Source organism: Snodgrassella sp. CFCC 13594 (assembly GCF_001590725.1).
GTDB lineage: Bacteria > Pseudomonadota > Gammaproteobacteria > Burkholderiales > Neisseriaceae > Snodgrassella.
Genome location: NZ_LQXR01000010.1, coordinates 20,379 through 45,651 on the forward strand (window position 1 = coordinate 20,379; position 25,273 = coordinate 45,651).

Annotated in this window: 24 protein-coding genes and 3 pseudogenes; 7 read left to right on the plus strand and 20 right to left on the minus strand. The window is 48.1% G+C overall.

The genetic code is table 11. The features are described 5' to 3' along the window. The first annotated feature begins 175 nt into the window (after nt 1-175). From A2F46_RS12550 to grxB, 3 genes are all read left to right on the plus strand, one after another. Nucleotides 176-469, plus strand: a complete 294-nt coding sequence (locus A2F46_RS12550; protein ID WP_197457595.1) for a flavodoxin domain-containing protein — start codon at nt 176-178, stop codon at nt 467-469. Next, the gene (locus A2F46_RS12555; RefSeq protein ID WP_197457596.1) at nt 466-726 is read left to right on the plus strand and encodes a hypothetical protein; all 261 of its coding nucleotides are present in this window, start codon (nt 466-468) and stop codon (nt 724-726) included. The genes A2F46_RS12550 and A2F46_RS12555 overlap by 4 nt, the downstream gene beginning before the upstream one ends. 137 nt (nt 727-863) lie before the next feature. Next, nucleotides 864-1,499: a glutaredoxin 2 gene (grxB, locus tag A2F46_RS07135; protein WP_066568590.1), complete on the plus strand. Its 636-nt coding sequence runs from the start codon at nt 864-866 to the stop codon at nt 1,497-1,499. Between the two features lie 216 nt (nt 1,500-1,715). On the opposite strand, the pseudogene A2F46_RS13440 reads toward grxB, so the two are convergent. Then, nucleotides 1,716-2,704 (minus strand): annotated as a pseudogene (locus tag A2F46_RS13440) (aldo/keto reductase). A 134-nt stretch (nt 2,705-2,838) separates the two neighbouring features. Between A2F46_RS13440 and A2F46_RS07145 the strand changes: the two are divergent. Further along, nucleotides 2,839-3,723 (plus strand): LysR family transcriptional regulator, encoded by an 885-nt coding sequence (locus A2F46_RS07145; protein WP_066568591.1) that lies wholly within the window; start codon nt 2,839-2,841, stop codon nt 3,721-3,723. A gap of 404 nt (nt 3,724-4,127) precedes the next feature. On the opposite strand, the gene A2F46_RS07155 is transcribed toward A2F46_RS07145, so the two are convergent. The 12 genes and pseudogenes from A2F46_RS07155 to A2F46_RS07210 all read right to left on the minus strand — a co-directional run bounded on the left by A2F46_RS07155 (nt 4,128) and on the right by A2F46_RS07210 (nt 13,938). Further along, nucleotides 4,128-4,883 carry an amino acid ABC transporter ATP-binding protein gene (locus tag A2F46_RS07155; protein WP_066568755.1) on the minus strand — a complete coding sequence of 252 codons (756 nt, stop codon included), beginning with the start codon at nt 4,881-4,883 and terminating at the stop codon, nt 4,128-4,130. 4 nt (nt 4,884-4,887) lie between these two features. Next, nucleotides 4,888-5,532: an amino acid ABC transporter permease gene (locus A2F46_RS07160; RefSeq protein WP_066568593.1), complete on the minus strand. Its 645-nt coding sequence runs from the start codon at nt 5,530-5,532 to the stop codon at nt 4,888-4,890. Between the two features lie 71 nt (nt 5,533-5,603). Then, nucleotides 5,604-6,415: pseudogene (locus tag A2F46_RS13020) on the minus strand (amino acid ABC transporter substrate-binding protein). 80 nt (nt 6,416-6,495) lie between these two features. Continuing rightward, a complete protein-coding gene (locus A2F46_RS07170; protein ID WP_066568594.1) occupies nt 6,496-7,251 on the minus strand; it encodes an ABC transporter ATP-binding protein in 756 nt (251 codons plus the stop codon). Nucleotides 7,252-7,260: 9 nt separating this feature from the next. After that, nucleotides 7,261-8,193 carry an iron ABC transporter permease gene (locus tag A2F46_RS07175; RefSeq protein WP_066568757.1) on the minus strand — a complete coding sequence of 311 codons (933 nt, stop codon included), beginning with the start codon at nt 8,191-8,193 and terminating at the stop codon, nt 7,261-7,263. 87 nt (nt 8,194-8,280) lie between these two features. After that, a pseudogene (locus A2F46_RS07180) lies at nt 8,281-9,071 on the minus strand (hemin ABC transporter substrate-binding protein). A gap of 47 nt (nt 9,072-9,118) precedes the next feature. After that, complete coding sequence (locus A2F46_RS07185; RefSeq protein ID WP_066568601.1) at nt 9,119-10,153, minus strand: ChuX/HutX family heme-like substrate-binding protein; 1,035 nt, start codon at nt 10,151-10,153, stop codon at nt 9,119-9,121. Nucleotides 10,154-10,263: 110 nt separating this feature from the next. Beyond that, a complete protein-coding gene (locus A2F46_RS07190; protein ID WP_156471595.1) occupies nt 10,264-11,883 on the minus strand; it encodes a TonB-dependent receptor domain-containing protein in 1,620 nt (539 codons plus the stop codon). A gap of 11 nt (nt 11,884-11,894) precedes the next feature. Beyond that, nucleotides 11,895-12,431 carry a TonB-dependent receptor plug domain-containing protein gene (locus tag A2F46_RS07195; protein WP_066568605.1) on the minus strand — a complete coding sequence of 179 codons (537 nt, stop codon included), beginning with the start codon at nt 12,429-12,431 and terminating at the stop codon, nt 11,895-11,897. A 183-nt stretch (nt 12,432-12,614) separates the two neighbouring features. Then, nucleotides 12,615-12,956 (minus strand): AzlD domain-containing protein, encoded by a 342-nt coding sequence (locus tag A2F46_RS07200; protein ID WP_066568606.1) that lies wholly within the window; start codon nt 12,954-12,956, stop codon nt 12,615-12,617. Beyond that, nucleotides 12,946-13,677 carry an AzlC family ABC transporter permease gene (locus A2F46_RS07205; protein WP_066568609.1) on the minus strand — a complete coding sequence of 244 codons (732 nt, stop codon included), beginning with the start codon at nt 13,675-13,677 and terminating at the stop codon, nt 12,946-12,948. Before A2F46_RS07205 ends, A2F46_RS07200 begins: the two co-directional genes overlap by 11 nt. 36 nt (nt 13,678-13,713) lie before the next feature. Continuing rightward, nucleotides 13,714-13,938, minus strand: coding sequence for a SlyX family protein (locus tag A2F46_RS07210; protein WP_066568611.1), 225 nt, complete (start codon nt 13,936-13,938; stop codon nt 13,714-13,716). A gap of 333 nt (nt 13,939-14,271) precedes the next feature. On the opposite strand from A2F46_RS07210, the gene A2F46_RS07215 reads away from it, so the two are divergent. Beyond that, nucleotides 14,272-14,853, plus strand: a complete 582-nt coding sequence (locus tag A2F46_RS07215) for an aminodeoxychorismate/anthranilate synthase component II (protein ID WP_082783621.1) — start codon at nt 14,272-14,274, stop codon at nt 14,851-14,853. A 57-nt stretch (nt 14,854-14,910) separates the two neighbouring features. Next, a complete protein-coding gene (trpD, locus tag A2F46_RS07220) occupies nt 14,911-15,951 on the plus strand; it encodes an anthranilate phosphoribosyltransferase (protein ID WP_066568759.1) in 1,041 nt (346 codons plus the stop codon). A 109-nt stretch (nt 15,952-16,060) separates the two neighbouring features. Here the strand turns inward: trpD and A2F46_RS07225 are convergent, their stop codons facing one another. Next, nucleotides 16,061-17,362 (minus strand): MFS transporter, encoded by a 1,302-nt coding sequence (locus A2F46_RS07225; RefSeq protein ID WP_197457601.1) that lies wholly within the window; start codon nt 17,360-17,362, stop codon nt 16,061-16,063. 272 nt (nt 17,363-17,634) lie between these two features. Between A2F46_RS07225 and A2F46_RS07230 the strand changes: the two genes are divergently transcribed. Beyond that, the gene (locus A2F46_RS07230) at nt 17,635-18,054 is read left to right on the plus strand and encodes a DUF3592 domain-containing protein (protein WP_066568617.1); all 420 of its coding nucleotides are present in this window, start codon (nt 17,635-17,637) and stop codon (nt 18,052-18,054) included. 240 nt (nt 18,055-18,294) lie between these two features. Here the strand turns inward: A2F46_RS07230 and A2F46_RS07235 are convergent, their stop codons facing one another. The 6 genes from A2F46_RS07235 to A2F46_RS07265 all read right to left on the minus strand — a co-directional run bounded on the left by A2F46_RS07235 (nt 18,295) and on the right by A2F46_RS07265 (nt 25,194). Next, nucleotides 18,295-19,263 carry a phosphatidate cytidylyltransferase gene (locus tag A2F46_RS07235; protein WP_066568619.1) on the minus strand — a complete coding sequence of 323 codons (969 nt, stop codon included), beginning with the start codon at nt 19,261-19,263 and terminating at the stop codon, nt 18,295-18,297. Then, complete coding sequence (locus tag A2F46_RS07240) at nt 19,260-19,940, minus strand: 1-acyl-sn-glycerol-3-phosphate acyltransferase (RefSeq protein ID WP_066568621.1); 681 nt, start codon at nt 19,938-19,940, stop codon at nt 19,260-19,262. Before A2F46_RS07240 ends, A2F46_RS07235 begins: the two co-directional genes overlap by 4 nt. A 113-nt stretch (nt 19,941-20,053) precedes the next feature. Next, complete coding sequence (locus A2F46_RS07245) at nt 20,054-20,473, minus strand: YccF domain-containing protein (RefSeq protein ID WP_066568623.1); 420 nt, start codon at nt 20,471-20,473, stop codon at nt 20,054-20,056. 606 nt (nt 20,474-21,079) lie between these two features. Continuing rightward, complete coding sequence (locus tag A2F46_RS07255; RefSeq protein ID WP_066568628.1) at nt 21,080-22,528, minus strand: HAMP domain-containing sensor histidine kinase; 1,449 nt, start codon at nt 22,526-22,528, stop codon at nt 21,080-21,082. Between the two features lie 28 nt (nt 22,529-22,556). Then, on the minus strand, nt 22,557-23,234 hold the full coding sequence (locus tag A2F46_RS07260; RefSeq protein ID WP_066568630.1) for a response regulator transcription factor: 678 nt from the start codon (nt 23,232-23,234) through the stop codon (nt 22,557-22,559). A gap of 139 nt (nt 23,235-23,373) precedes the next feature. Continuing rightward, nucleotides 23,374-25,194, minus strand: a complete 1,821-nt coding sequence (locus A2F46_RS07265) for a PglL family O-oligosaccharyltransferase (protein WP_082783622.1) — start codon at nt 25,192-25,194, stop codon at nt 23,374-23,376. Nucleotides 25,195-25,273: the final 79 nt, after the last annotated feature.

Below are 25,273 nucleotides of genomic sequence, written 5' to 3' on the forward strand. Positions count from 1 at the left end.
ACAGATTATGTGCGCTTAGCCGCTTTATCTGCTGTGGTTGATACCCAGAACACCCCAAACACAAGCAATATTTCCTAAACAGAAATATTGCATTGCCCATCAATGCATTGTGGTTAAAGGCCCAATTCGGGTATGGTGTCTTCTCTATTTTCCCTACACAAGAATCGGAATCATCATGACCACACTGGCTATTGTTTATTTTTCCGGCTACGGCCACACCCGACAAATCGCTGAAGCTGCCGCTTCGCAAACTGGCGCACAATTAGTAGAGATCGACAATGATGGCAATCTCACCGAGGCACAATGGACAACACTGAATCAAGCACATGCCATTGTGTTTGGCGCCCCCACCTACATGGGTAATGCTCCTTGGCAATTCAAGAAATTCGCCGACGCCACATCCAAAATCTGGGCCACACGCGCTGGCAAGACAAAATCTTCGGCGGTTTTACCAATAGCGCGAGCTTGAATGGCGACAAACAAGTCACTTTGATTTCGATGCAAACCTTGGCATCACAACATGGCGGCATTTGGGTCAGCCTAGGATTGCTTCCCGCCAATACCAAAACAGCCCAACGCACTGACATCAACAACTTGGGCGGATCTGTGGGTGCATTGGTACAAACGCCATCAGACGCGGGGGTCGATGAGATTCCACAAGGAGACATCAAAACCGTGGCAGAATATGTGGCTCGTGTAAAAACCATTGCCGAAAAATTAAGCTGATCCGCATACCTCGTTTTCACCTAGGTTGCCTGACTGTTTCAGGCAGCCTTTTCTGGTTTTAACCCCCATTCAGGTTTCAAGCATCATCGCCCAGTGCTAAAATTTACCCATAAATATCAAAAACAAAGGAATACGCGATGAAGCTTTTTATCTACCAACACTGCCCTTTTTGCCTACGGGCCCGCATGATTTTCGGACTAAAAAACCAAGCTGTTGAAACCAGCATCATCATGGAAGGTGACACAGAAACACCTACTCGCATGATCGGAAAAAAAATGCTGCCCATTTTACAAAAAGATGATGGCACCTATATGGGTGAAAGCATGGACATCGTCCACTATGTAGACAGCCAAACTGGGCTTAAAATTGCCAACGACGCTGTAGACCCATTCATACAAAAATGGGCTGATGACCATGCTCCTATTATTTTCCAATTGGCCATACCGCGTTTTACCCGTGCACAATTTGCCGAATTGGCGACGCCTGGCGCGCGCCACGCTTACGTTCAGCGAGAAACCCTCGCTTTTGGCGATTTAAATCAATTGCACTCAAAAACCCCAGAACTGGTTAAAAAACTCACACCCGCATTAAATACGCTTGATCAATGGTTAGCCCAACACCATCAAATCAACACCAATGATTTCATCCTGCTGCCTTTGTTGCGCAGCCTTAGTATCGTGAAGGATGTTAATTTCAAGCTCAATACATTGACCTATATGCAACGCGTTAGCGCATTGGCTGGCGTGGACTTATTGTTTGAACAAGCAATGTGATAGTTGGTGGCATGTGCAAATAACATAGCCCCTCCGCGGAAAGATAATAAACAAGGCTGCCAGCATGATTCAGGCAGCCTATACCCACACCATAACAAGCCATGAGCCCATCAAACTGAGCACACTGCAGCCAACATGAAGGTTGAGTTGTTCGACAATACACCGTTGCCCCATGTATCAGTGCCCTCACGGGTTCCCTATTGCCACCATGAGAATCTATTCAATGCCAGCCCACCCCGCATCTGGATAACGCGCGCCACTGATCTGTTCAGAAGCAAATAGCGCATTCAGCGCCGCCACTTGCTCCGTCGTCAATAGCACTTCTGCCGCTGCGGCATTTTCTTGTAAATAAGACAGACGACGCGTTCCTGGAATCGCCACCACATTGGGTGACTGCTGCAACAGCCAAGCCAAGGCTACCTGTCCAGCACTCAGCTGCCAATCCTTTATCAGTTGTTGGTATTGTTGCAATACATGCTGATTGTGCTTGCCCGCTGCCCCTTGCATTTTCGGCATCATCTGACGAAAGTCACCGTCAGCCAGTTGTTGGGGATTTAATTTCCCCGTTAGAAAAGCCCTACCCAAAGGCTATAGGCCACAAAGCCCACCTGCTCTGCCATGCATTTTGGCAATACTGCAGCTTCCGGTTCGCGCGCCCACAATGAGTATTCGCTTTGCACTGCGGCTACCGGCGCCACTGCCAATGCTCGATCCAACGATGGGGCGGCAATTTCCGAGAACCCGAATGCGCGAATTTTGCCCGCATTCACTAAATCCTGAAGCGTCCCTGCCACCTCTTCAATCGGAATAGATTGTTCCCGTCGATGACAATAGTACAAGTCAATTTCGTCCACACCCAAGCGCGACAAAGAAGCCTCACAAGCTTGGCGAATGTACTCTGGGTGATTGTTAATCGTGCGCTCATATTGCCCGGGCTGTCGTTGAATGCCGAACTTGGAGGCAATCACCATATTGTGGCGCCGCGATGGTTGCTGTGCAATGAATTGGCCAATCAAGCGCTCATTATGCCCATCACCATACATATCGGCCGTATCAAACAAGTTAATACCCAAGTCTAAAGCGTGTGCCATCAACTCGATTGATGCTTTATCGTCACTTTGCCCATAAAACTCACTCATACCCATGCAGCCCAATCCCACCGCAGACACGGTCAAATCACTTTTACCCAATTGACGGTATTTCATCACAGTTCCCTTTTTTGATTTCTATTGTCCGAACCAGATGCATGAACATGCACCCCGTATGTGAAGCCGTATTGTGGCAAAATTCCATATTCGATAAAATAAACAAATATTAAAATTTAAATTGCAAATATGAAATGCTAGATGACCTAGATTATTTCACACACATTGTTCATGCAGGCAGCTTTAATACCGCAGCACAACAAATTGGCACATCCGCCGCCACCTTAACTCGCCGCCTACAAAAGCTAGAACAGGTTTTGGGCTGCAAGCTCATCATCCGCCATGCCCGCGGCATCAAGCTGACACCAGAAGGCCGTCGTTATTATGATGCCTGCCTGCCGCTGCTGAGCGCGTTAAATCAAACCACACAAGATTTACACGCGCACATCACCCAACCTGCTGGCAAGATCCGTGTTTTGGCACCCATAAACTTAGCGGTGACACCGCTCGCCGAATTTTGGCCGTTATTTTTGCAAACATACCCCGACATTGAATTGGAGCTGATTCTAGATAACCGCAACGACAAACTGCTGGCACAAGGGGCTGACGTGGCCTTGCGGGCAGGCCATCAGGCCGATTCCACATTGATTCAAAAACGCCTGACCAGCACCGCCACGGCCATCGTGGCCGCACCCAGCTATTTGAGCCAGCATCCCAAAATCATCGAGCCCACACAATTAAAATCCCACCGTTGGCTAGTGGCCACCCCGCTTAACACCATAACCTTTCAGCGCGGTACAGAAACTCAACATTTCAGCATCCCTTCTGGTCGTTTTGCTGCCAATGAAATTCGTTTGTGCGTCCAGCTGGCGGCCTCGGGGTTGGGGTTGGCCTATCTGCCTGTATTGCAATGCCAAGCAGAACTGGCCAGTGGCCTGCTGCAAAGGGTGATGACTGAATGGCAAAGTCCGCCTCGGCATGTATATGCCGTGTGGCCAGCACAAAGCATTCTGCCCGCGCGAGTGCGGGTATTGGTTGACGCGTTAACCCAATATTTTAAGCAACTCGATGGCATCTAAATTGCCACTCGAGACGGGCAAGGCCAATCCCAGCATCAGCCCAAAATTTAGTACTCAACGTGGCAATTGCCATGCGTATACGAGGCTCATCATTGTTGCCCACGGTGAAAAATTGTCACCTCTGCCATTGCGCGCTCCTGCGCTTTGGATAATGTCAGTCGCCGATTGACTGTTTGCATGCTTTTGCAGCCACCCAACCGAGCGGTGGTGAACCGATGTTAAATGCCTCAGCTGCGGTCTTCAAACGAATAAAAAGAAATAGCGGATTCCTTTTTTCATGAATCCTCAGTACGCAACATGTTCTAAATACGGCATGTTGCCCATTTTTTTCACCGCCCAATTCAATAAAACAGGCTGCCTGAAACATTCAGGCAGCCTGTTAAAGATGGAAGTATATCCAGTGCTTATTTCAGCATAGCGCTTAAAAATGCTTGTGTCCGTACCTGCTTCGGCGCATCAAAAAACGTTTTGGCTGGGCCCGATTCCACAATCACACCACCATCCATAAACAATACCGTATCAGCCACTTCACGGGCAAAGCCCATTTCATGCGTCACCACCACCATAGTCATTTTGTCTTCGGCCAATTGTTGCATGGTTTTCAATACTTCACCGGTTAGCTCTGGATCAAGCGCAGAAGTAGGTTCGTCGAATAACATAATTTCTGGCTGCATGGCCAGTGCGCGGGCAATCGCTACCCGTTGTTTTTGCCCACCCGATAATTGCGATGGAAAGTAATCTTGCTTGTCTGCCAACCCAACCTTGGCCAACAGCGCTTGTGCCAGAGGTTCAATGCTTGCGCGAGATTGTTTCTTAACAGTCATGGGTGCTTCAATCACATTTTGCAACACAGTCATGTGCGGAAACAAATTGAATTGCTGAAACACCATACCCATTTTGCTGCACAAGCGTTTGATGTCGCGCTCAGATACATATTGGGCGGTGCCCGCCGCATTGTTACTGACCATGGCTTCGCCTTCAACCACAATGCTGCCGGCATCTATGCGTTCCAAATGATTCAAACAGCGCAACAAGGTGGATTTGCCAGAACCAGACGAGCCAATAATCGCCACTACTTCAGAGCGACCTACTGCGAAATTCACGCCTTTGAGCACCTGCAAAGCACCAAATGCCTTGTGAATTTGAACCGCTTGTATCATGGTTTCAGTCGTCGTAGCGTGCATAGCGTTTCTCCATATGCTGGAAAGCCCAGGTCAATACCAGCGTCATAACCAGATAGAACGCAGCCGCCACAAAAAAAGGCGTCAAATTAAATTCACGCTGCACCATTTGAAACGTTATTTTCATCACATCTTGCAAGGCCAATACATACACCAGCGACGTATCTTTCACCAAGGTGATGGTTTCATTACTCAATGGAGGTAAGATTTTCTTCCACATTTGCGGCAACACAATGCGCCGCATGGTCTGGCCATAACTCATGCCCAGTGTTTTGGCCGCTTCATATTGCCCTTTACCCACGGCCTGAATACCCGCGCGGAAGATTTCCGCAAAATAAGCAGCATAATTCAAAGCAAAAGCCACCACCGCCGTAGTAAAGGCGGGCAATAAAATATTGGCTGCGGGCAAGGCAAAGTAAATAAAGAAAATTTGCAACATCAAAGGCGTGCCGCGCATCACCCAAATATAGAAATTTACTGCCCAGTCGAGTGCCTTGATTTTCGACAAACGCATCAACGCCAATATCAGGCCCAAAGGAATGGATAGCACCAAAGTAATGCCAAACAAGCCCAGCGTCAGCTTTGCACCTTCTGCAAACTGCGGCAGAATCTGCCAAATGTAGTCCATGCACACTTCCTATAAACAACAACGCTGCCTCAATGTTTCAGGCAGCGTTGGCATACCGGCTAAGCCATGTGTTATTTCACGATGTCTTTACCAAACCATTTGGTGGCAATTTTAGCAGAAGTGCCATCGGCTTTCATACTATCGAGCGCTTTCTGGATTTTTTGTTGCAAAGCCGCGTCGTCTTTGCGGAAACCCACACCGTATTCTTCGGTGCCAAAGTTATCAGCCAATACTGTGTATTCGGCCGGTTTTTTGGCCACGTAATAACGACCAACCACTTCATCCACCACCAGCGCATCTACGCGTTTGTTTTGCACATCCATCAACGCGGTGACATTGTCCGCATACTTTTTCAGCTCTTTAAATGATTTCGACACAGCGTCGGCATTCACAGCATCAATGGCGCTGCTGCCATCCTGAACGGCCACAATTTTGCCACCTAAATCGGCTTTGGCTTGATGCCCGCGTCTGGACGCACCACAATGATTTGATGATTTTCCATATAAGGATTGGAAAACAGAATATTTTGCTTGCGCTCATCGGTGATGGTTAGTCCATTCCACAGCATATCAACGCGTTTGCTATTGAGTTCTGACTCTTTGGCACTCCAGTCAATCGGTTTAAACTCAACTTTTAAGCCCGCATGTTCGGCCGCAGCGCGCGCCATGTCGATGTCAAATCCCACCAACTCATTTTTGTCATCACGGAAGCCCATAGGTGGAAAATTGTCGTCCAAACCCACCACCACGGTTTGTCCTTCGACCGCAGCAGCGCTGCCAGCCGATGCTGAAGCGGCTGGCGCCGAGTCGGTTTTACCGCCACAGGCCGCCAATGCTAAACCTGTTAAAGAACCCAATAAAAGTGTGCGTAATGCGCTTTGCATGAAAAACCCCAAGTCAGTCGAAAAGATAGGCTATGTGCCGAAACGCTGATTTTACCTGAAATTACTTTATGGTTACAGTTTCAGGCAACCGCATGCATCCGGAAATAAACAGCTCCATTTTCAGCCACCCGCCGAATCGGCCATTGATAAATCTCACTGAGTCGCTCCGCTGTCATCACCTCTTCTGGGCTGCCTGCAGCCACCACTTCACCTTGGTTTAATAGCACCACATAGTCAGCATGGTTGGCTGCCATCGCCAAATCATGCAACACCATAACGGCACTGAATTGTTGGCGGTGCTCATGCACATAATGCATGAGTCGATGCTGATGGCGAATGTCCAGATGATTGAAGGGTTCATCCAAGAGCAGAATCGGTGCCTCTTGCAGTAAAGCGCGCACAATACTGGCCCTTTGTTGCTCTCCCCCCGACAATTGGCCTATGCGCTGCCCAGCCAGCGGTGCCAAATCAAACGTCTCCAGCAATGCAGCCACTTTTTCAGGCAACTTGTTTGCCTGCTGGAACCATGCTTGTTGTGGTGATGCATGGCCTAATTGCACATATTCTGTAACGGTGAGCGGCATATTAAAATGACCATGCTGCCCCACCCAAGCCAATTGCCGCTGCTTTACGGCCGCGGTAATTGGTTTACCCATCGCCATAATCTGCCCGCCCAGCAAACCCAATAAAGCCCTTAATAAGGTAGATTTCCCCGCACCATTGGGGCCAATAATGGCGGTATGTCCTTGCTCTGGAATACTCAGCATGGGTACCCGTAAAATGGTGCGGCCACGGGGGGCAACCAGCAATTCTTGAACCTGAAACAAATCATGCATGGTCTACTCCTAACGGCGCAGTGGCTGCAAAAATAGCCACAGGAAAAATGGACCGCCAAGTAAGGCAATCACAATGCCGACAGGCAAATCAATGGGGTACGTCAACCATCGTGCAGCGCTATCAACCGCCAGCAAAAACACCGCACCCAGCCAAGCTGAAAGTAATACGATGCGACGGCGCGCGCCGCCAATGCTGCGGGCAATGACATTCGGCACCATCATGCCCAAAAAGCCAATAATGCCTGCCAGCGACACCGCAGCGCCAGTGAGTAAAGCAGCACCCACCACAGTCCACACACGGGTCGGCCCAACGGCCACACCCATACTCACAGCCGCCTCTTCACCCAACATCAACACATCCAGCCGCCGCCCCATCAACACCAATACGGCTAAACCCGATAACATCACCACCAATGCATAAAATGGTGAGGTAAAACCTGCTTCCGCCAAGCTACCTGATAGCCAAACGGTGGCACTGCGTAATACCAAGTCATCTGACATAAATAAAATCAGGCTGACCAAAGCACCACAAAAGGCACTGACCACGAAGCCCAACACCAACAAACCCAAAGTGCCACCACCCAAAAAACGGTGCACCGACAAAATGAGCAAACACACCAATAATGCGCCAACAAACGCAGCCAGTGGCACACTGATGGCACCCAACCCAAATGCCAACACAGTAATGACCCCTAACGCGGCTCCACCCGATGTGCCAATCAAGCTAGGATCGGCCAATGGGTTATCAAACAACGCCTGCAAAGCGGCGCCAGCCGCCGCCAAAGAAGCCCCCACAATCAACGCCACCACCACCCGCGGCCAACGTATGCCCCATGTGGTCTCATCCAATGTTTGCGGCCACTGCCACCCACCTAAGCCAATGCCCACGCAAGCCCATGCCAACAATACCGTCACCAAAAACGCCACGCCGATCAAACACATAGGATGACGCCACCATGGCGTATGGTGACTTAAAATCAGCACAGGCATCGCCGTTTTTACATGATCATTCATGCTGACGTGTCATCCTTATTTAGCCAAACCATGCAACCGTTGTAATACTTGCGGTGTATCCAAACCATAGCGGAACATATCATTGGCTGGCCAAAGGTAAACCTTGCGCCTTTTGCCTGCAGGTGTGGCCGCAACTTCAGGGCGCTTGATGAACCCATTCACCCCACCAATGGCTTTACTTTGATGATCGGCAATAATGATGATATCGGGTTTGACAGCCAACCAAGCTTCACGTGCCATAGGCTTTAACCCATCAATATTCGCTGCCGCATTGATCCCTCCCGCACGCCGGATTAATTCATCCGCAGCGGTGTTTTTCCCGGCCACCATGCGCCCATCATAGCTAAACAAATAGCGTTTTCCAGTTGCTGGCAATTGTTTCACTGCATTTTGCCATTGACTCGCTAACGCATTGGCTTGGGCTGTTTTCCCCACCAAAGCGCCAATGCGACGGATGCTGGCAGGATAATCAGCCAAGTCATCTTTGGGCGCCACATTGACCGCTTTCACCCCCACTCGATTTAAATTGGCATAAATACTTTGTGGCTGGGCCATCCAAGAACCAATGGCCACCGTGGGTTTTTTCGAAGCCACGGCTTCAGCATTGAGCTGACGGAAAATGCCAATACTGGCACATTTTTCAATGCCGGATTCATTGTCGCCATATCACGACCAACCACTTCTTTGCCGCTGCCTAACGCCACCACCACATCGGCCACGTCCGGCGTTAGCGTCACGATGCGCGCGGCGAACACAGACGAATACGCCGTCAGCGCCAACAGCCCCATTAACGCATGCTTTTTCATTTCATTTCCTCTCAGGCTTACCCCAACGAATACACTTCAGGCAGCCGTTAAGCCACACCCAAAAGTTGATTGGTTATCCGTTGCCATTCATTTAATTCGGTCTCACCTTCTTGGCGACGGCCAAAAAACTGAATCACGGATTTGCGCCGTTCATCAAAGCCTTCAATACAAGTCACATAACCATCGCGAACAGGGCGCCGCACCACCCAAGTCTCAACAATGTCGCTGTCTTTTAAATGCAGGTTAAATCCTTCGGTCTGCCCATCTAGGATGTTCAAATAACCGCGTGCACGAACAACGTGGTGTACCGCGCCGGTTTGAATTTGCACCAACCCGCGATTACCGCAAAAAATCATCAACTCCATGCCGCTGTCACGCACCCGTGTCAGTACCTCTTCCCATACTGTGTTATCCAGCGCTTTGGTATAACCTTGCGGTGCATACCGGTAGGCAGATTGGCGGTCAATACCGAACGTTTCCAGCAGCCCACCAAAATGATGCACATCCTTCAGCTCCAACCAGCGCTCTTGGAACGCCACGGCTCGTTCCGCTGACAACGGCTCAGGTACAGCAACCGGTGGCAATGTGCCTTGTTCAAATTCTGGCAGCCCTTCGGTACGGAATGCATCCACCAAAGCGGTCCATTCCGGCAGTTTGGTGTCATCGCGCATAAATACTTTCTCAAGCGCCACGCCAAACTCATCATAGAACTGAATGGAACGAGTCACTTTGTCGGCTTGATGGGCAGTCACAGCTAGGGCGTGGTGCCACCGTTGCGGAAAGAAACGCAAATCCATCCCGCCCACATTAATGGCCAAACCACTCACGGGTGACAAGGTAACGTTTTCATACAATGCGGTTTTTTCATGTACGGCAACACTGTTGCGCACCACACTTTGCACCAAACCCAAGGTATCCAACTTCAATATGATGTCCCGAATGGCGCCACCCAAATAGATGGTATCCGGCGCCTGAGCGATGAGCTCACCTTCACTGATGCCCAGATCGGCGGCACCTTCACGCGTGAAATACGGCCCTTGTGCCGCATCTTTATTGCTTAAATATTGTTGCCATAAGTTCATTTGTCTGTCTTCCATTGTGATTAATTATGTATTTTTCTAATAAGGCTGCCTGAACGTCATTGCCTTTCAGGCAGCCTACTTTTAACGCAGAAAGCATGCACTTAACCCATTTAGAAGGTATAACGCACACCCACATTAAAGTTGCGGCCCGTTGCGGTATAACGATCCGCATTGGTACTGGTCATGCTTACAGTGGCATCATTCTGACTGGTATTGGCATTGGGCAAGAAATAAGAAATGTCTGACCAATTCCAATATTTTTGATTGAAGATATTATTGATGCCCGCATTGATGCTTAGGTGTTTATTAGGCTTCCAATATCCACCAAAATCAACCAAGGCATAGCTTTTAGAGGGATTAAAGGTAGCATTATAAATGTCCTTATCTTTCTTAGCCGCGGCATAAGTAAAATCGACATTGGTGCCCCAAGTTTCCTGATTATAGGCAATCCCCAGTTTTACTTTCACGGGTGTCACTGAGTTCAGGGGTGATTTAACGCCTTCATTGGTAAAGGTACCTCGAGAATAAGCCAAGCTACCACTAGCCAACCAGTTGGGAGCAAACTTCCAACGCGCAAAAGCCTCACCGCCATAAATGTGCGCATCTTCAAGATTTTTATACTGGTAGGTAACGTATTGGCCTGCCAACCTGGCGTCCAATTCAACCAAATCTATGAAGTTTTTGTATTTGTTATTAAATGCGGCTATGCCATATTCAAGTACGTCATTTTTACCACGCAAACCCAATTCAAAATTATTGGCCGTTTCAGGTTTTAATTCGGGATTACCCCAGACACTGTAGAAGCCAGGATTGAATGAAGTGCCAAGCTGCTGAGCAGAAGGCGCTTTAAATCCACGAGAATATTGAACATAAGGCTCAAATAACGGATTGATTTTCCATGCCAACCCCAATCTAGGTGTTAATTCAAAATCATGCTGCTTCCCAAGATCCGCAACACTATTGGTGGTGTTTGTTACATAACCATTGGTAGATGGGCTATAGCGATAGTAATGGGCACTCAGACCAGGGCTAACAACCAATTGATTAAAATCCAAATCACCATCTACATACAACTTCATCTGCAACATTTTGCTGTCTGCAGTAGGCTTGGACTTAGCATAATGGTAGTTGGATTGCCAATCACTGCTCAAATCGTGATAAGCCACATCAACACCATAACGCCAGATTTGCTTCAATCCATCACCATCAATACGCGACACCCAATTACTGCCCAAACCCCAAACTTGATCTTGATTATTAAAGACCTGCTGACGATAGCCTTTGGGACGATAATAAGAAGATGTAAAGCTTGTACCATTCTGATAGGTATCTGAATTGGTTTCTGATTTTTGCCAATACAATTGGGTTTGAATATCTTGCACTGGGCCATCATCATTTTGATAATGGTGACCCAAAGACAATCGGGTACGTTTATTTTCGTCTAAGGCATTATAAGAAGTGATACGGCTAGTCAATTGTGACTGAGCATCCATCCATTGATTTCGACTTAAATATTCTGCTACAAAACTCAAACTATGATGTTCATTGATGTCGTATTCATGTTTGGTCAAAAAATAACGACTGTTGTAATCCAATGGATCTGGCTCTGTGCGATTACTACCTTGACCGCCTACATCACCCCTATTATCTGTTTCTTGGCCCTTGCGCCAAGTCGCCAAAACCATCCCACGCCAATCTCCTCGGCTCAACGCAGCGGCGCCCGAAAGCATGGTAGATTTATCTATACTATTGTAAGCGCTTTCAATATAGCCACCTTGCTTGCCACCTGCCAACACATCATTTGGCTGAGCGTGACCATTTCTACTGAGCCGCCCAAGCCATTACCCCGGGCATTTTTATCAATATCGATTGCACGCAACGAGCTGGTATCGATAAAACCACCCCTGCCAAAAATCACGCTTTGTCCGCTGAGATATCGGCTTTCGTTGGTTTCAGGCAAGTCAATGCCATCAATGGCCATCCCCACCCGATTACCATTCAAACCGCGAATGTTGATACTGTCGTTGCCTTGCCGCGTACCTTGTACACCCAGCACCTCTACCCCAGGCACATCTTTAAGAGCACTTTTTAAATCAACGGCGTTGCTTTTCTGAATATCCGCCGCAGTAACTTGAGTTGTCTGAAAGACACCTTGATTAGATGTTTGATCCCCTTCGACAGTGACGGTGGGTAACTGAGCAGAATCTTCGGCCCAAACTGCTGCAGGAAGACCAATTAAGGCGATGGCCAAGGCCAAGGATTTAGGAGTGTAGCGCACGTTTTTCCATCCCTCATTTAATTGTGTTTATGTAAGGGCATGAAGTATAAACGAGAACTATTATCTTTATCAATACAAATAATAACAATTATTATTCTTATTTGCTGGTATGTAAAAATATGGCTCTTTACCACCAGTAACATAACAAAACAGACCTCATCCGCTTTGCGTAAAATAGCCACACTATGGCATGTTGGCCAATAGCCACAGCCACCCATTCAGTGCAGCAACGCCCACCATCATACTCACCAACACGTTACGCCAAAGTCGATAGCTCAACCACACCAGCGACAAAGCCAGTATTTCTGCCAATAAATAGTAAGAGGATTGAGATGGTGCATCAACATGCAAACTACTGAGTACCAACAAGGTCATGACACACAGAGGCAATGCAAAATTCAGCGCCATTAATAAATTCGATTTCAACCAGCGCTTGGGCATAACCACTGGTGCTGCACGAATGGCAAAGGTAACTGCACCCATGGCCAATACTGCCATTATCCACATGAGTGTGTCAGGCATCATGATGGGCTCTCCTGCTAGGCCAAAGACCAGCTAAAACAACGCCCATCACACATAACCCCACTGCACTCAACAACAAGTATTGCGTCGTCAAAAGCTGAGCCAATACAAAAGACACCAAAGCCAATACACAAGGCCACCATGCTTTTTTACTTCGATATTGTTCATACGCCAAAATTAGGAACAAACACGTGAGCGCAAAATCCAAATGCGGCACCAAATCCGTCAATCCGCTGCCCACCGCACAACCGATTAGCGTCGCGCTCACCCAATAAAACTGATTTAAGCCCACAATAGGGGCAAACAATGGTTGCCTTAATGGTTCAGGCAAGGTAGTGAGTACCGAAAAACTTTCATCGGTTAAAGCGAATAAAGCATAAATGCGCTCTGCTTTGTTTAACGGCAACGCCGGCAGCAATGGCAAACCATAAAACACATGGCGCAAATTAATCACAAAGGCATTCAACGTAAGCGTTAATGCGCCAGCACCACTGGCCAATAGCGGAATCGAGGCATATTGTGCCGCCCCCGAATACACAATCATACTCATGGCCAAAGACAACCACCACGGCAATCCAGATGCACTCATCAAAACACCATAAGCAAGACCAGCAGGATAATAGCCCATCGCCACCGGCGCACTGTATTTGAAGGCAAGTTGAAGGCGCTGCCGAGCTGACAATCGGGTTGGCGCACTGGGATTGGTTGGCACATTTGTCAACATAGACACATCAGTAAAATAGGTAAATGGACAACAATATCAATAATGAGGTGGAATTTCATGGCTCGGATCAAACACGCCGACATCATCGGGATTTTTTTCAGGCAACCTTTGATACAGCAACCGCAATTGTGCTTGCTGCAAATCCGCCAACTGCTGTAACCGAACCACGGCATCGTTTAAGGTTTGCAATAAATCTTCCTGAAAAGCAAGCTGGATTTCCAGTTCCTCAATGCGACGCATACCTTGTAAAGATTCATCCATCTCATTATCCTGTGCCATTACGCCTATGTCAGCATTGGATAGTACCCTAAGCCAAGTCCAATCGCCAATTCAAGCCATTCTTGCTGGCCCGAACACCAACCTAATGCCCATGATGTCATGAGACTATTGACTATAAAACAGCTAAGTGCGACAGTTGGTCATTAAATGGTTTGCTTGCAAGCACGATAGATGAAAAATAGCTATTGGCAAAAATACTGCTGTGTGCACAGCAATAAGCAAACTGCTAAGGTAGGCTTCAGACAAGCAAAACACGATGAGCGGCACCCAATACAGGCCATCATCAATAGACAAATTAGAGGTTCATCGAAAACTATGCTTCTCATGATCGACAATTACGACAGCTTCACCTACAACATCGTGCAGTATTTTGCCGAATTGGGGCAAGATGTACAGGTAAAATGCAACGATGAGGTTGGGTTGGCCGATATAGCGGCCATGGCACCCGATTACCTGGTGATTGGCCCAGGCCCATGCTCACCCAAAGAAGCTGGTATTTCAGTAGAGGCCATACGCACCTTTGCGGGCAAAATCCCCATTTTGGGTATTTGCCTAGGGCACCAAAGCATCGGTTATGCTTTCGGCGGCAACATCGTGCGCGCCCAAACACTGATGCATGGCAAAATTTCACCCGTACACCACCTCAATCAAGGTGTTTTCGCGGGATTGCCCAATCCGGTTACTTGCACGCGTTATCATAGTCTTGTGATTCAGCGAGACAGCCTGCCTGATTGTTTGCAATTGACCGCATGGACAGATGATCAAGAAATCATGGGCGTGCGTCACCAGACATTACCCATAGAAGGGGTACAATTCCATCCAGAGGCATTGCTCACCGAACATGGGCACGACATGCTGCAAAATTTCTTAACCCAACATGCTGCTTTGGCTGCCTAAAATCTGAGCCAACGCCATACCAATATTATTTACTTGATTGAATCTGTGGGGAACACTGTGATTACACCGCAACAAGCGCTTAACCGACTACTCGATAATAATGAGTTATTTTATGACGAAATGGCCGATTTAATGCGCCAAATCATGACCGGTGAAGTTGCACCCGAGGTGATTGCTGCTATTTTGATTGGATTGCGGGTAAAAGTAGAAACGGTGTCGGAAATTGCCGCAGCAGCAACGGTTATGCGGGAATTTGCCACCAAGGTTCCAGTACAAGATCAAGCCCATTTGGTGGATATTGTGGGCACAGGTGGCGACAAAGCCTATACCTTCAATATCTCCACCACCAGCATGTTTGTAGCGGCGGCGGCGGGCGCTAAAGTGGCTAAGCACGGGGGTCGCTCAGTGTCTTCATCCAGTGGTTCTGCCGATATCATTGAAGCCATGGGTGCGTCTCTCAACCTAAATGCTAACCAAGTAGGTGATTGTATTGACCATTTGGGTTTGGGCTTTATGTTTGCGCCCAATCACCACAGCAGCATGCGCTACGTGGCACCCGTACGACGTGCATTGGGCGTGCGCACTATTTTTAATATTCTGGGACCACTCACCAATCCTGCGGCAGCACCCAATCAAGTTTTGGGCGTATTCCATATTGATTTAGTGGGTATTTTATCGCGGGTACTACAGCAGTTAGGCAGCAAACACGTTTTAGTGGTACATGGCCATGATGGCTTGGATGAAATTACCCTCACGGGTGCCACACGAGTGGCCGAATTAAAAAATGGCACCATTCTCGAGTATGACATTCATCCTGCACAATTTGATTTATCAGTGATTGAAGATTTAAAGCCCATTCAAGTGGCCAATAGCCAGGAATCGCTACAGAAAATGAATTCCGTTTTGGCCGGTGAAATGGGGCCATGCCGTGATATTGTACTCATGAATGCGGCGGCCACCTTGTACGCCGGCGATGTGGTTGAGTCATTGGAAGCTGGTGTTGATGCCGCCATCGCCGCCATTGATTCGGGCAAAGCCCAAACCAAACAGCAAGAATTTATCCAAACCACGCAACGTTTGGGCGCCTCAAAACCTTAATAATCACTTGCGATTATGGGTGATCTCCCAATCTTTTGACGTTTACGGGATCATACACGCTAAATGGGCTGCCTGAATGCTTCAGGCAGCCCATTTCACATAGCGTAATTCAAACGCGATAACGGCGGTGGAACATAAATGCGGTGACGCACGCCATCAACGCCAAAGGCACCACATAATACACTGCGCCGATTGGACTAACGACGCTGTTGAGCCAATGCACAAATGGCAATGTCAAACCACCCACAATCGCATAAGAAACATTATAAGCAAAGGAAATCCCTGTAAAGCGTACTTGCGGCGGAAACATCCGCACCATGGCCACCGCCACAATACCAACCGTACCCGAAACCAAACCCAGCAGCATATACAAGGCAAACACAGTTTGTGTCGACTGATGCGCTAAACTGGTATAAAACACCACCGACATCACCGCCACCAACAGCGCACCTATCCCCAGCATACGGCCACACCCCACTTTATCCGAGAGCACGCCGAAAACGATACAACCGAGCATCTGCGTGACAATGGCCAAGCTCTGCATTTCGAATGCCAGCACACTATCAAAAGCAAATGTGCTCGTGAGCAACTGCGGCATGGCCAAAATCAGCACCACAATGCACCCAGTGAGGAACCAGGTAAACAGCATGCCCAAAACAATCCCGGTTTTGTGCTGAGATACCAGCAATTTAATCGGCATCACCTCTGACAACTGTTTGCGCTCCTGCATGGCTTTAAATACGGGTGTTTCTTTCAAATAACTGCGCAAATACATGGTGATTAAACCAAAAACACCACCAATAATAAATGGGATACGCCATGCCCAATCATGAATAACGTCTGGGGTGTAGATTTTGGCAATCGACAAGGCCATCAAAGAGCCCAGCAAAATACCCAAAGACAAGCCCGCAGTCAGAAACCCATTGGCCAAACCAATATGACGGTCTGGAACGTGTTCAGACACAAACGTCCACGCTGCCGGAATTTCACCGCCAATAGCCACCCCTTGAATCACACGCATCAACAGCAACAGCAACGGCGCCACATAGCCAATGGTGTGAAAGGTGGGTAACAAGCCAATAATCAAAGTGGGCACCGCCATCATCATAATGGACAAGGCAAATAATCGTTTACGCCCAACCAAGTCACCGAAATGCGCCATCACCATCCCGCCCAATGGGCGGAACAAATAACCGGCCGCAAAAATACCGTAAGTATTGAGCATGGCCCAAAACGGGCTCAAGGTGCTGGGGAAAAATAATTCGGAAATGATTTTGGCGTAAAACACGTAAATCACGAAATCGTAAAACTCCAACGCGCCACCTAATGACGACAACCCCAACGTGCGGGTGTCTTCTCGGGTGAGCAGCTTTTTTTCCGGCGCTGCAGCCATAATCGGTTGTGTACTCATGATTCAAAATGATGGAGCAAAAACAAAGGCGGCTTTGGCAGAAACCAAAATTATTTCTAGCTCGACTGCCATTTTCTCAATATATAGCCGTTGTTTTGCGTTAGTGAAACAATAATAATAGCACAATCTATGATTTCACCCTATTTTGTACCAATACAAGTGCATTACCACTGGCGCCCAAAAGTATTTACGCGCCTACTGATATCGCAGCCAACTTGACACACCGGCTCAACCAGTTAAAGTCAAACCTCATTCCTGACAATTGGCACACCATGAACCTGATCACATTGCTCATTGCCGCTTTGATTTTATTGGGTGCGGCAATATTGTCATTCACTTTACCCCAACCGATTACGTGGCTAATTACAGCCGCGCTGGGCTTGCTGTTTTTTCTGGTGCTGCTGCCCAAATATCAGGGTCAGCAACAGGCGCTGAAACACGGTGAAACGATTCAGGCCGTCGTGTCTCAAGTGCGCCATTGGCAACACAAAATCGGCGATGGGCAATATCAAGACAAATATGAAATTATCGCGCAGTGGCACAACCCGAAAACGGGGCATAGTGTGGAATTTGTGAGCCCGCCGCTGCGTGAATATCCCTCAAATCAAATCGGCACGCATATAGCGGTGACTGTTAATCCCAACAATCCCAAACAATACGTAATGCAAATAGGCACACTCAAAACTTACTGAGTAAATGGCGATGTGACTCAACTAAAGCCAGGCTGAATGCATTCTTTCATTGAGCAGACTGAATAAACCTAACCCGATAAGGCATGACCGCTTTCACATCATTACAAGCCAAGTCCGATTCCTTGACACAAAAAACAGGCTGCCTGAAACCAATCAGTCAGCCTGTTTTAACCATCATATGTGGGGGCAAAAACAAATCAATCGTTATTGCGGCGCCGCACTCTCTATTTTAATTGACCATTAATGCCAACCAAATAAACTGGCCACACCTAAGCCGCCTTCCCAGAAATAACGCACAATATGAAAATACACGGGCGCCGCAAAACACAAAGAATCCACACGATCAAGCATGCCACCATGGCCTTGAATTAAATTACCCCAATCCTTCACCCCTCTATCGCGTTTGATGGCCGACATCACCAAACCGCCCAAGAAACCCATCACACAAATGGCAAACCCAATCAAAGCGGCCTGAAAAGGGTTAAACGGAGTAATCCAATACAAAGCTGCCGCCAATAAAGTGGCGCTGGCAATCCCACCCACCGTACCCGCCACCGTTTTGGATGGGGACAAAGCTGGCATGATTTTGCGCTTGCCCATAAGCTTGCCCCAAACGTATTGCAATACATCACTCGCCTGAACCACTGCCACCAAAAACACCAACAGCAGAACATTGCGCCCTTCAAATCCCGGTATGTGTAAATTCATCAATGCTGGAATATGAGAAAGACAAAACACGCTGATCATTACGGCCCATTGTATCTTGGCCGCACGCGCCAAAAAATCCCCGGTATCACCAGCAAAACTGGCCATTATCGGCAGCAACAAGAAACCATACACGGGAATAAAAATCGAGAACATGCCATACCAGTTTGTCAGCACAAACCAATATTGCAACGGTAAAAGCACATAAAAACACGTCACCAAAACTCGATAATCAGCGCGCCGACTCGACACTAACGACAAAAATTCACGCAAAGCGGCAAACGACACCAAGAAAAACAACACAATCGTACCGATGCGGCCAAACCAAAATGCCAGCAATAATACCAAGGTCATCACCCACCAAGCATTAATGCGGGCAGAGAGGTTGTCTATGGTGCTATTGGGGACCCCGTGCAAACGCCATTTGAGCAATGACGCCACCACACTGGCAAGGATGAGAATGCCGAAAATACCAGCGAAAAGCCAACCAATATCGGGGGTCATGATGCGTGCTCCTGTTGTGGTTGATCTGTCGATGCGCGTGGCGACAGCGCCAATAGCGCATCGCGGGTGCGTTGTAAAAATGTGGCTTTGTCTTCTTCAGGCAACTTGTATATAGGATCCCCAATGCGCGCCGCGCACATCAATGGCACAGGTAAAATATGGCCTTTTGGCAAAACCCGGTTGATGTTATCCAACCACACCGGTACAAATGCCACATCTGGATTGTGCTCTGCCAGATAATAGATGCCAGACTTGAACGGTAATAAGTTTTCATCCGTGGTATTGCGGGTGCCTTCAGGGAAAATAATTAAGGAATCCCCTTGTTGCAAAGCCACACTCATGTCATCAATGACTTGTTGTGGGTGACCTCCATTGCGGGCCACCAGCAGTCCATTAAACACTTGTTCGATCACAAAACGGCGGATTTTGCCGCCCAGCCAATAATCAGAACCGGCAACCGGACGCACCTGCATCCGCCACGCTTTGGGCAAAGAAATCCACACCAATACAAAATCACCATGGCTATTGTGGTTGGCATAAAACACCGTACGACTTGCTGGGCAGCGTAAATCTTGAGCCCGTTGAGGACGTACGCCTGTAATCAATGACGTGATACCACACAATACACCATCGGTTATTCTGGCCAAACGCCGAGCCAACACCCCTTGAGTTGCCATATTGTTTCCCTCTATGCTTGTTTCAACACCAAGCTTTCCATTGCGTTATTAGTCGGGCAGCCCGATTACATGTGGTTATGTCCCGATTGAACGGTACCCAACTTAGTCTTTGCCTACCACAATGGCTGCCCTGTTTTCTTACTCACAATCGTTTTCCCCACAGGAGCCAGCGACAACGCCGCAAATTTTAGGTGCTGGATACCAAAAGGAATGCCAATAATGGTCATGAAATTGAGACACGCCGAAAACAGATGGCCCAATGCCAACCACCAACCAGCCAATACAAACCAAACCACATTCCCCAAGCAACCCAAACTGCCTGTACCTAAGTCATGCTGTCCCGTCAACTCATGACGGTTAACCGCTTGCTGACCAAAAGGCCACAACACGAATTGGCCAATAACCCAGCAAGAGCGAGCCCAAGGCAAGCCAATAATAGTAATGGCCATAATCAGTGCGGCCAACCACCACCCCAAGGCCATCCACACGCCGCCCAGCAACAGCCACAATACATTCATTAAAAATGACAACATTTCTTCTCCTTACGCAATTCAATCGCCCCCGAATGGCAGCTCATGATGCAATATGCCTAAAACCAAACCATTACTTATACGAGTTCATATAACGACACTTCAATTAGCAGGAATTCAAAATGAGCATTTAGCCATGCGCTCTATTCTTCCTTATATTCTTGATCGCTTCACTCCACGTATATTCAAAAGCGCCATCGCACAAGCCATAAAACCAGGGCAATTCGGCTGTTTCTATCATGATCACTTTCAATAAGCCAATTTTATTTGAACTATTGAATATGCTCAGCTCAGATAGACCACTACCGACCCACAGAACCGACCTGATCATCGCTCATCGTTTATAACATCGTGCTTGCTATAAAATACTCAGCAACGCCGATGTTTTCATCACACACCATACATCACCCACGAATAAGCATGTATGTCACCACACGTGTCAGCCATACTGCAGGCAACCTGATCGGCTCAGTCCAAAATATCCCTGATTGGGTTCTCAATTCAATGCCTACCCCACTCAGGAACGACGACAAGGGCATGAAAGTAACATAAAAACGCAAAAGCCGCTTGTTTGCAAAAAACAGGCGGCTTTGAGGGTTTAAAGTAGGTTTAAGTTTTGTCTACGGCTTGATCTGCAGCCTTAGCATTGTTAGAAGCCTTACTACTCTTGGTCTTTACTTTAGCGACGGCCAAACGCGGCAAAATAAAATGCACCACCAACCCATTGGGTTGCAAATTATCGGCAAAAATCTTGCCTTTGTGCCGATCCACAATGTGTTTGGTCAAGGCCAAACCCAGCCCAGTACCAGGCTTATTGGCACTGCTATCGGCGCGATAAAAAGCAGTAAAAATATGGGGCAACTGATTTTCCGCCACACCAGGGCCATTGTCGCTAACATCTACTTGCCATTGCTGCTTCCCACCATCGCCTACATGTACTCGAATTTCACTGCCCTCTGGACTATAGTTCATGGCATTACGAATCACATTGTCGAAAGCACGATACAAATAGCTTTCATTGCCGCTAATCAGACTACTTTCAGGAATGTCAGTTTCCAAAGTCAATTGCTGATGATGCTGAATGGCTACTGCCTGATTATCTTCCACCACTTGTTGGATTAATGGCAACAAAGCCAAAGGCTCGAGCTCCATGGGCAGGTCAGAGGTTTCCAAACGCGACAGCGTCAACAATTCACCCACCAATGAATCCATGCGTGATAATTCCGTTTCCAAACGCTGCAAATGCTGTGCTTGTTTTTGCGGCTGTACCTGTATCAGTCCCACGATGGCCTGCATACGCGCCAGCGGCGAGCGCATTTCATGGGAAACATGGTGTAGTAAATGACGTTCTTTTTCCACCAATTTTTGTAATTTTCCCGCCATATTGTCAAATTGCACCGCCAAAGAATACAACTCATCTTGACGTTCAGCCAACTGATGGGAAACGCGTGTTTGTAAATCGCCAGCCGCCAATTTATCCATGCCTCGCGACAGTACACGGATTGGCTGAGTGATGTTGTTGGCCAGGATATAAGCCGTCAACAACCCCACGACCACAATAAAACCCAAAATAATGAATTCATGCCAAATAGGCGGCAGCGGCAGTCCCGGAATCAAAAACGGGCTGGGCGACCGAGGTAGTTGCTCCCGTTCCCAGTCGCGTACAAAAAACAAATACTCCTCACCCAACCGATTATAGGCAACCTGAACCAATGGTGACTCAGGGTGTGCGGCAGCATAGTCCTGGGCGCGCTGAATGGCATCATCGTCGATAGGACGATTGAGAATATCGCGCTTATCGTCGCCCGTAATGACATATAAATTCTCGCCACCTGGGTTATTCCCCCACTCTTGCAGCTGCTCTCGAATACCGGCATCACCGCGTGCGCGAAAAGCATTCATTGTACTGCTGAGCAAATTCTCTTCAAAATGACGTTGTTGCTTAAATCGGGTTTCGGCCAAAGTGTTTTGCACCAGCCAAAAAGAAAAACTCGCCACAAATATAGCGCACACGATAACGGCGCAAAATGTGGCGAATATGCGTTGAAACAGTTTCATGAAAGAGTCAATCGGCGCTTGGGCGTCATTAGTTTTTCACAAATAAATAACCCAAACCGCGCACGGTTTGAATCAAGGCTGGATCACCCAGTTTATGGCGGATACTGGAGATATGAACATCAATGCTTCGGTCAAATTTAGCCAACTTCCGATCCAAGGCCTCCAAAGACAAGGTTTCTTTGCTCACTACTTGACCTGCATGGCGCATCAGTACTTGCAGCAAATTAAATTCAGTGCTGGTCAGCTCCAATGGCTCTTCATCAATCGTGGCTTGACGCTTAGCAGGGAATAAAGTAACCCCACTGGCTGAAATACTATTAGGAGCACTGCTTTGCTCGCCACTTTCTTGAGTGCGACGCAAAATGGCATTAATGCGTGCCAGCAACTCCCGAGGCTGACAAGGCTTAGGCACGTAATCATCGGCGCCCATCTCTAACCCAATAATGCGGTCAATATCATCACCCTTTGCGGTCAGCATAATGACGGGGATTTTGCTTTGCACGCGCACAGTTTTCAGCACATCCAAACCGTTCATTTTCGGCATCATGGAATCCAAAACCACGACATCATAATCGCCAGACAAAATCTCTTTCACCCCAGCTTCACCGTCTGCCACGCTGTTCACTTCCAAGCCTTCAGCAGTAAGGTACTCAGTCAACAGTTCGGTTAATAAGTTGTCATCATCCACCAATAATATTCGACTCATGTTCGCTCCCCAGAAGAAGTTGTGTGCCTCTTATTCAAGGCTTTGCGTTTATCTTAACATGAAGCCACGTCATATCTTTACAATCCGAATGCTTTTGCGCATTTTTTCATTCATCAATATCATTAAACACGGCTTTACATTAAAGACGGCACACCAATGTGGATTTGACTTGCCGTTGGTATTGATCACAATTTTGCTGCAAAATGGGCAACCATAGTTGCGCCTGAGGCTGCAATGAAGCTTTTGCCATAAAGCTGGGGGTTAATGTTGGGTAATAATGCGCCATTTGTGTTATCCATGTTTGGGCAGCCGCAGTTTGTCCTGCATTGCCTAAATATAGACCGCGTACGAACGTATTGCTGTATGGCCGATATAGGCCAGCCAAGTCGGCTGCCTGAAAACCCCATACAGGCAGAGGTGATTGATTGGTATCAATCTTTTCAATTATGGCCATGTCAACGTAGTAACGAAGTAAATACATATGTCGCCGTAGCGCTTGAAACTCATTGGCCTGATCCACATTCATTGTGGCCGCCGAACCGCGACGTGCTGAGAGCAATTCAGTGTAGGTAACGGTGAGCCTAATCATATCCAGCAAGGCAATGCCACACAGCAACACCAGCAAGCGACGCGACCAAAGCGACATTGGCATCACGGCGTTTTGCTGGGATGGTTCAGGCACTGGCGAGAGCGCCATAAACAACACAAAAACCGCTAAAAAATATACATACCACAACGGGTATTCCAACATGCTGTGACACAGGCTAACCAGCATCATGCTCACCAATATAATGGAGGCAGGATGAAAACCACGCTGGAATAGCGTCCACGTTGACCACACAAACCCTGCCACCACCAACAGCACCCCAACCACGCCTGTTTCAGCCAGCAGTTGCAAAATCAGGTTGTGGCAATGGGTAAATAAAACCGAACCTTCATACTCACGGAACCCATGAGAATAAATCCCCGTTTGCGCAAACCCCTGATAAGCATAACTGCCCCAGCCATGTCCCCACAATGGCGCACTCATAAACACAGCCCAAGCTTTACGCCATTCCATTTGACGACCCGACTGAGCAAAACTGCCTTCGCCCAAACGCTCGGTCGCAGACTGAAAATCAATATGCAACCAGAATGACAGCATTGGGCTCAGTGTAAGCTGGAAAAACAAAATGCAGGCGATGGCAATGGCGATGATGCCCAATAAACGATTGGCTTCTGCCCCTGCGCGCCAACGCCAAAATCCTAAGGACACCCCCACCGCCAGCACATACGCAATAATGGTGCGCGACCCCACCAACCCCATTACGCCAGTCAACCACAACATCAGCACAACCGCCAAACTACCTTCCAGCTTGCGCTCATGCCATAGATAACACACGGCCAGTACACCCCACATCAAGTAATGGCCCAAATGATTGCGCTGCGCCAATTGACCATACACATAATGATTACCGGGCCCAGGCAGCACACCGGGGATGGCAGCTGCTTCACCGGAAAACTGCAAAATACACACCACACTTTGCAACACAGCGCCAATAAGCAAAGCCCAAGCCAAGACTGCTACTGCTTGGCGCTGCCCCACTCGCAACACCCAAGCGCGCGCAGCCCACGCCAACAGTGCCAGAATCAAAAAAATGGCTGCAGTTAGGTCTGATTGGCTAACATAAGGCAGTCGCATTATCCGTGCCTGCACCATCAACAGCACTGCCCACACCAACAGCACCACAGCAACGCGGGGCCAACCCGTTCGCTGAAATTGGGTTAACGCCGTAGCCAATGCCAAAGCTGCAGCAAAAAACAAGGTACCGTTTTCTAGGTAGAAGCTGGACAGCGTGCCCATGCGCGCGCTGGATAAAAAAGGCACCACGCACACCAACAACATACCCAACCACCAAATTCCGCATTCCGGCAATCGGTTACGCCAAGTCGCGCTGCTCGTTACATAATCTCGTATCATTCACCACCTCGAAACACATTATCCGTCTGTGCCAATAACAAAACGGGCTGCCTGAAACGATTCAGGCAGCCTGGCAATA

Bases quoted from the DNA above. Each gene is read 5' to 3' on its own strand.
- A2F46_RS12550 (WP_197457595.1), top strand. From the start codon at position 176: ATGACCACACTGGCTATTGTTTATTTTTCCGGCTACGGCCACACCCGA.
- grxB (WP_066568590.1), top strand. From the start codon at position 864: ATGAAGCTTTTTATCTACCAACACTGCCCTTTTTGCCTACGGGCCCGC.
- A2F46_RS07145 (WP_066568591.1), top strand. From the start codon at position 2,839: ATGCTAGATGACCTAGATTATTTCACACACATTGTTCATGCAGGCAGC.
- A2F46_RS07155 (WP_066568755.1), bottom strand. From the start codon at position 4,883: ATGATACAAGCGGTTCAAATTCACAAGGCATTTGGTGCTTTGCAGGTG.
- A2F46_RS07160 (WP_066568593.1), bottom strand. From the start codon at position 5,532: ATGGACTACATTTGGCAGATTCTGCCGCAGTTTGCAGAAGGTGCAAAG.
- A2F46_RS07170 (WP_066568594.1), bottom strand. From the start codon at position 7,251: ATGCATGATTTGTTTCAGGTTCAAGAATTGCTGGTTGCCCCCCGTGGC.
- A2F46_RS07175 (WP_066568757.1), bottom strand. From the start codon at position 8,193: ATGTGTTTGATCGGCGTGGCGTTTTTGGTGACGGTATTGTTGGCATGG.
- A2F46_RS07185 (WP_066568601.1), bottom strand. From the start codon at position 10,153: ATGAACTTATGGCAACAATATTTAAGCAATAAAGATGCGGCACAAGGG.
- A2F46_RS07190 (WP_156471595.1), bottom strand. From the start codon at position 11,883: ATGCTTTCGGGCGCCGCTGCGTTGAGCCGAGGAGATTGGCGTGGGATG.
- A2F46_RS07200 (WP_066568606.1), bottom strand. From the start codon at position 12,956: ATGATGCCTGACACACTCATGTGGATAATGGCAGTATTGGCCATGGGT.
- A2F46_RS07205 (WP_066568609.1), bottom strand. From the start codon at position 13,677: ATGTTGACAAATGTGCCAACCAATCCCAGTGCGCCAACCCGATTGTCA.
- A2F46_RS07210 (WP_066568611.1), bottom strand. From the start codon at position 13,938: ATGGATGAATCTTTACAAGGTATGCGTCGCATTGAGGAACTGGAAATC.
- A2F46_RS07215 (WP_082783621.1), top strand. From the start codon at position 14,272: ATGCTTCTCATGATCGACAATTACGACAGCTTCACCTACAACATCGTG.
- A2F46_RS07225 (WP_197457601.1), bottom strand. From the start codon at position 17,362: ATGAGTACACAACCGATTATGGCTGCAGCGCCGGAAAAAAAGCTGCTC.
- A2F46_RS07230 (WP_066568617.1), top strand. From the start codon at position 17,635: ATGAACCTGATCACATTGCTCATTGCCGCTTTGATTTTATTGGGTGCG.
- A2F46_RS07235 (WP_066568619.1), bottom strand. From the start codon at position 19,263: ATGACCCCCGATATTGGTTGGCTTTTCGCTGGTATTTTCGGCATTCTC.
- A2F46_RS07240 (WP_066568621.1), bottom strand. From the start codon at position 19,940: ATGGCAACTCAAGGGGTGTTGGCTCGGCGTTTGGCCAGAATAACCGAT.
- A2F46_RS07245 (WP_066568623.1), bottom strand. From the start codon at position 20,473: ATGTTGTCATTTTTAATGAATGTATTGTGGCTGTTGCTGGGCGGCGTG.
- A2F46_RS07255 (WP_066568628.1), bottom strand. From the start codon at position 22,528: ATGAAACTGTTTCAACGCATATTCGCCACATTTTGCGCCGTTATCGTG.
- A2F46_RS07260 (WP_066568630.1), bottom strand. From the start codon at position 23,234: ATGAGTCGAATATTATTGGTGGATGATGACAACTTATTAACCGAACTG.
- A2F46_RS07265 (WP_082783622.1), bottom strand. From the start codon at position 25,194: ATGATACGAGATTATGTAACGAGCAGCGCGACTTGGCGTAACCGATTG.